The organism is Candidatus Deferrimicrobiaceae bacterium, from assembly GCA_035256765.1.
Taxonomy (GTDB): domain Bacteria; phylum Desulfobacterota; class Deferrimicrobia; order Deferrimicrobiales; family Deferrimicrobiaceae; genus CSP1-8.
Genome location: DATEXR010000150.1, coordinates 1 through 5,529 on the forward strand (window position 1 = coordinate 1; position 5,529 = coordinate 5,529).

A 5,529-nucleotide genomic window follows, 5' to 3' on the forward strand; every position below is an offset into this window, starting at 1 on the left:
ACGCTTCCGGGGGAAGGGGAAAAGGCGGAGCGGCTGAAACAGCTTTTCGGGCAATACCGGTCGGACATCAAGGTGATGGGCAATCCCGTGTTCGGGCGAGAAGCCCGGCGTAAGACCTATTTCGCCGAGCTTCTCCCTCTGTTCCAGCGGATCAAGGGCACGGCGGACGACATCCTCCGGATGAACCAGGAGAACATGGTGGCGATGGATGCGCGGGCCCGTCGGCAGGCGCTGTCGGTGCGGGGGCAGATGTACATGATGCTGCTCGCCGCCACGGTCGTCGCGGCGGTTTTCCTGTTTCTCACGGGAAAATGGATCCTGCGGCCGATCACCCGGCTGACGAATTCCGCCAAAGAGATCCAGAAAGGAAACCTGGACCTCGTCGTTCCCAGCGAATCCAGCGACGAGATCGGCCAACTCACCAAGGCGTTCGACGAAATGGCGGCCAGCCTGCGGGAATTCCGGCGAACCGGCCAGGCCAGGCTCCTGCGCATCCAGCGTTCCACCCAGCAGGCGTTCGACAGCCTGCCCGATGCGATCGCCGTGATCAATCCGGAGGGAGAGGTGGAAGTGGCGACCGAGACGGCGAGGGAGGCGTTCGGTTTGAAATCGAGCGCCCGGGTCCGGGATTTGCCTTCCCCGTGGATGGCCGGACTCTGTGAAAAGGCTCTTGCGAGCGGTCGCATTGCGGAGCTCGGGGGAGCCCAAGCCGTCGTGCAGCAGTTTGTCCGGAACGAGGAGCGATTCTACCGTCCCAGGGCCGTGCCGATCCTGGATTCGGGGAGAGCACCTGCGGGGGTCGTCCTGATTCTTCAGGACGTCACGCAGCAACGCCGGCAGGACGAGATGAAGAGCGGGGTGATCTCGACGGTCTCCCACCAGCTGAAGACCCCGCTTACCTCCATCCGTATGGCGATCCATCTGCTGCTGGATGAAAAAACCGGGATGCTGACCCCGAAGCAGGAGGACCTTCTGATGGCTGCCCGGGAAGACGCCGATCGGCTTCACACGATTGTGAGGGAACTCCTGGACATCGGCCGGATCGAATCGGGAAAGGCCCGGATGGATCTTGCTCGCCTCTCACCGCAAAAGGTGGTCCTGGAGGGATCGGAGCCGTACCGAAGCGCGGCCCGGGATCAAGGGGTGACTCTTGCCGTGGACGTGCCCGAGGATTTGCCCGAGGTATGGGCCGACCCGACACGGATCTCCCATGTCTTCGCCAACCTGCTCTCGAACGCCCTGAAATATACTCCTCCAGGAGGCAGCATCTCCCTTTCCGCCCAGGCGGGGGAGGAGGTCGTCCGGTTCCAGGTTTCCGATACCGGGATCGGGATCCCCGACAGGTATCTCCCCCGCATTTTCGAGCAATTTTTCCGCGTTCCCGACCAGGGGCCCGGGACGGGGGCGGGGCTGGGACTGGCCATCGTGAAAGAGATCGTGGAAGCCCACGGGGGAACCGTCGGCGTGGAAAGCCGCGAAGGAGCGGGGAGCACGTTCCTCTTTTCCCTCCGGAGAACGGACCGTACATTCATGGAGGCAAGACCATCATGATCGACACCATCTACGTGATCGTCCTCATCGTGTCGTTCGGCTTGTGTTCCCTGTTCTCCATGTCCCTGGAAAGGATGTGAACCCATGATGGACATTCTTGTTGGCATCGTCGGCGTTTTGCTGATCGTGTATCTCTTCGTGTCGGTCTTCAAACCCGAAAAATTCTAGGGAAGAGGTCGATCCCATGGATCGTTTCGGCTGGATTCAACTCGGGGTTTTCCTGGGCATCCTCCTGCTCCTTACCAAGCCGTTGGGCCTCCATCTCTACCGGGCCCTGGACGCGGAGGGGAAAACGTTTCTTGACCCGTTGCTCAAGCCCCTCGAACGGTTTTTTTACCGGCTTCTGCGGATCGACCCGAAAGCGGAGCAGGATGGGAAGCGGTACACGGTTTCCCTCCTGGCGTTCAGCCTGGTCGGGGCCGTCTTCACCTATGCGGTCCTGCGCCTGCAGCACCTGCTGCCGCTCAACCCTCAGAGGCTCGGTCCCGTGAGCGAGCACCTCTCCTTCAACACGGCGGTGAGCTTCACCACGAACACCAACTGGCAAAGCTACGGGGGGGAGTCCACGATGTCGACCTTCTCCCAAATGGTGGGGCTCGCCTTTCACAACTTCGCCTCCGCCGCCTCCGGCATCGCGGTGGCCGCGGCGCTCGTGCGCGGGATCGCGCGGCATACCGCCAAAACGATCGGCAACTTCTGGGTGGATCTGGTCCGGATCCACCTTTACGTGCTGTTCCCCATCTGCCTTCTCTACGCGGTCTTCCTCGTCTCCCAGGGGATGATCCAGAACTTCAAGCCGTATGAGAGCGCCAGGCTCGTGGAGCCGATGACCGTGGAAGTTCCGAAGAGGGATGCCCAGGGACAGCCGGTCAAGGACGCCAAAGGGAATCCCGTAACGGAAAAACAGGCCGTGGAGACCCAGACCATCGTGCAGGGCCCGATGGCTTCGCAGGTGGCGATCAAGATGCTGGGGACCAACGGGGGCGGGTACGTGAACGCCAACGCCGCGCATCCTTATGAAAACCCGACCCCTCTGTCCAACTTCATCCAGATCCTCTCGATCTTCCTGATCCCCAGCGGTCTCACCTATTACCTGGGGCGGATGGCGAAGAACCAGCGGCACGGATGGTCGGTGTGGGGGGCGATGGCCGTCCTGTTCCTTGCCGGGGTCCTTCTCTGCTGGTGGGCGGAAGGAGCGGGAAACCCCCGGCTGCACGCGCTGGGGGTGGATCCGGCCTACGGGAACATGGAGGGGAAGGAGGTCCGTTTCGGGATCTTCAACTCCGCCCTGTTCGCCACCGTGACCACGGACGCCTCCTGCGGAGCGGTGAACGCGATGCACGACTCCTTCACGCCTCTCGGGGGCCTCGTTCCGCTGATCAACATGCAGCTGGGAGAGGTGGTCTTCGGCGGGGTGGGCGCGGGCCTGTATGGGATGCTGGTCTTCGTGGTGCTCACCGTGTTCCTGGCGGGGCTGATGGTGGGGCGGACACCCGAGTATCTCGGGAAGAAGATCGAGTCATACGACGTGAAGGTGAGCGCGCTTGCCGTGCTGATCCTCATCTTCGACATCATGGGTTTCACGGCGTGGGCGGTTGTCAGCCAATGGGGTCTTGCCGGCCTGAACAACGCGGGCCCGCACGGATTCAGCGAGATCCTGTACGCGTTCTCTTCCGGCACGGGCAACAACGGGAGCGCCTTCGCGGGACTCACCGCCAACACCTATTGGTACAACACGACGCTTGGGCTAGCGATGCTGATCGGGCGGTTCTTCTTCATCGTGCCCGTCCTTGCGCTCGCCGGGAACCTGGCGAAGAAGAAGATCGTCCCGGAAAGCGGCGGAAGCTTCCCGGTCTCGGGCGTGATGTTCGCCCTGCTGCTGGTGGGCACGGTCCTGATCGTCGGCGTGTTGTCGTTCTTCCCCGCTCTTTCCCTGGGGCCCATCGTCGAGCATTTCCTGATGGTCCATTCCAACATCGTCTTCTAGAGAGGAAATCCTCCATGGCCGCCAGAAAACATTCCTTGTTCGAGCCCGAAATCCTGCGGCAGGCCGCCGCCGCGTCGTTTTCCAAGCTGCACCCGCGGTCGCTGATGAAAAACCCCGTGATGTTCGTCGTCGAAGTGGGGGCGTTCCTCACGACCGTCTCGCTCTTCTTCCGGCCGGGGAACGAGCCGCTGGGGTTCGGTCTGCAGGTGGCCGTCTGGCTGTGGTTCACGGTGCTGTTCGCCAACTTCGCCGAGGCCATGGCCGAGGGGCGGGGCAAGGCGCAGGCCGACGCGCTCCGCAAGACCCGAACCCAGACGATGGCGAATCGGCTTCGAATGGATGGCTCGCTGGAAACGGTCCCTGCGGAACAACTGAGAAAAGAAGATGTCGTGATCGTGAGCGCCGGGGAAATCATCCCCGGCGACGGTACGGTGGTCGAAGGGGTGGCCTCCGTAGACGAGTCCGCCATCACGGGGGAATCCGCGCCCGTGATCCGCGAGGCGGGCGGCGACCGCAGCGCCGTCACGGGGGGGACCCGCGTCCTGTCGGACCGGATCAAGGTCGTGATCACCGCGAACCCGGGGGAGAGCTTCCTGGATCGAATGATCCAACTGGTGGAAGGCGCGGAGCACCAGAAGACGCCGAACGAGATCGCCCTGACGATCCTCCTGTCGGCGCTGACGATCATCTTCCTCGTCGTGGTCATGACCCTCAAGTTCTTCGGGATCTATTCGGGCGTTTCCTTCTCCGTCACCGTCCTGGTGGCGCTGCTCGTCTGCCTCATCCCCACCACCATCGGGGGTCTGCTCTCCGCCATCGGGATCGCCGGGATCGACCGGCTCGTCCAGAAGAACGTCCTCGCCATGAGCGGTCGCGCGGTGGAGGCGGCGGGGGACGTGAACGTCCTTCTCCTCGACAAAACGGGGACGATCACGCTGGGCGACCGGCAGGCGACGGAGTTCCTCCCGGCGAAGGGAGTGACCGTCGAGGAGCTGGCGGACGCCGCCCAGTTTGCCTCGCTGGCCGACGAGACGCCGGAAGGGCGCAGCATCGTCGTGCTGGCGAAACAGTTCGGCCTCCGGGGGAGGAACCTCGCGGAGATGCCCAACGCCCATTTCTTCGCCTTCTCGGCGCAGACGCGGATGAGCGGCGTGGATGTGGACGGGAGGAAGATCCGCAAGGGGGCGGCCGACGCCGTCAGGAACTTCGCCGGGGGCCGGTTCCCCGCGGAAGTGGAGGACTCGATTACCCGCGTTTCTTTCCAGGGCGGGACCCCCTTGGTCGTCGCGGACAGCGCCCGGATCCTCGGGACGGTGCACCTGAAAGACATCGTCAAGGGGGGCCTGAGCGACCGGTTCGAGCGGTTCCGCGCGATGGGGATCAAGACGGTGATGATCACCGGGGACAACCCCCTCACGGCGGCCGCGATCGCCAGGGAGGCCGGAGTGGACGACTTCCTGGCGGAGGCGAAGCCCGAGCACAAACTGGCTCTCATTCGGAAGGAACAGGCGGCAGGATACCTGGTTGCCATGACGGGAGACGGCACCAACGACGCCCCCGCCCTGGCCCAGGCCGACGTGGGGGTGGCGATGAACACGGGGACCCAGGCCGCCAAGGAGGCGGGGAACATGGTGGACCTGGACTCCAACCCCACCAAGCTCATCGAGATCGTGGAGATCGGCAAGCAGATGCTCATGACACGGGGGGCGCTCACCACCTTCAGCATCGCCAACGACGTGGCCAAATATTTCGCCATAATCCCGGCCATGCTGATCGGCGCCTTCCCGGTGATCGGACCGCTGAACATCATGCGGCTGGTTTCCCCCCAGAGCGCCATCCTGAGCGCCGTTATCTTCAACGCCCTCATCATCGTCGCGCTCATCCCCCTGGCCCTCCGCGGGGTGCATTTCCGGCCGCTGGGCGCTGGGGCGCTGCTGCGCCGCAACCTCCTGATCTACGGGCTGGGCGGGGTGCTGCTCCCCTTCCCGGGG

The 5,529-nt window shown here is 63.7% G+C and carries 3 protein-coding genes; all 3 read left to right on the top strand.

Going from position 1 to position 5,529, the window contains the following annotated elements:
- A partial coding sequence (locus tag VJ307_05190) for an ATP-binding protein (protein HJX73534.1) occupies positions 1-1,551 on the top strand: 1,551 nt, incomplete at its 5' end.
- Positions 1,552-1,735: 184 nt separating this feature from the next.
- Positions 1,736-3,538 carry a potassium-transporting ATPase subunit KdpA gene (gene kdpA, locus VJ307_05195; protein ID HJX73535.1) on the top strand — a complete coding sequence of 601 codons (1,803 nt, stop codon included), beginning with the start codon at positions 1,736-1,738 and terminating at the stop codon, positions 3,536-3,538.
- A 14-nt stretch (positions 3,539-3,552) separates the two neighbouring features.
- Positions 3,553-5,529, top strand: a 1,977-nt coding sequence (kdpB, locus tag VJ307_05200; GenBank protein ID HJX73536.1) for a potassium-transporting ATPase subunit KdpB, incomplete at its 3' end; no start/stop codon positions are given.

What these genes read in the sequence shown, in the direction of transcription:
- kdpA (HJX73535.1), top strand. Translation starts at nt 1,736, where the DNA reads ATGGATCGTTTCGGCTGGATTCAACTCGGGGTTTTCCTGGGCATCCTC.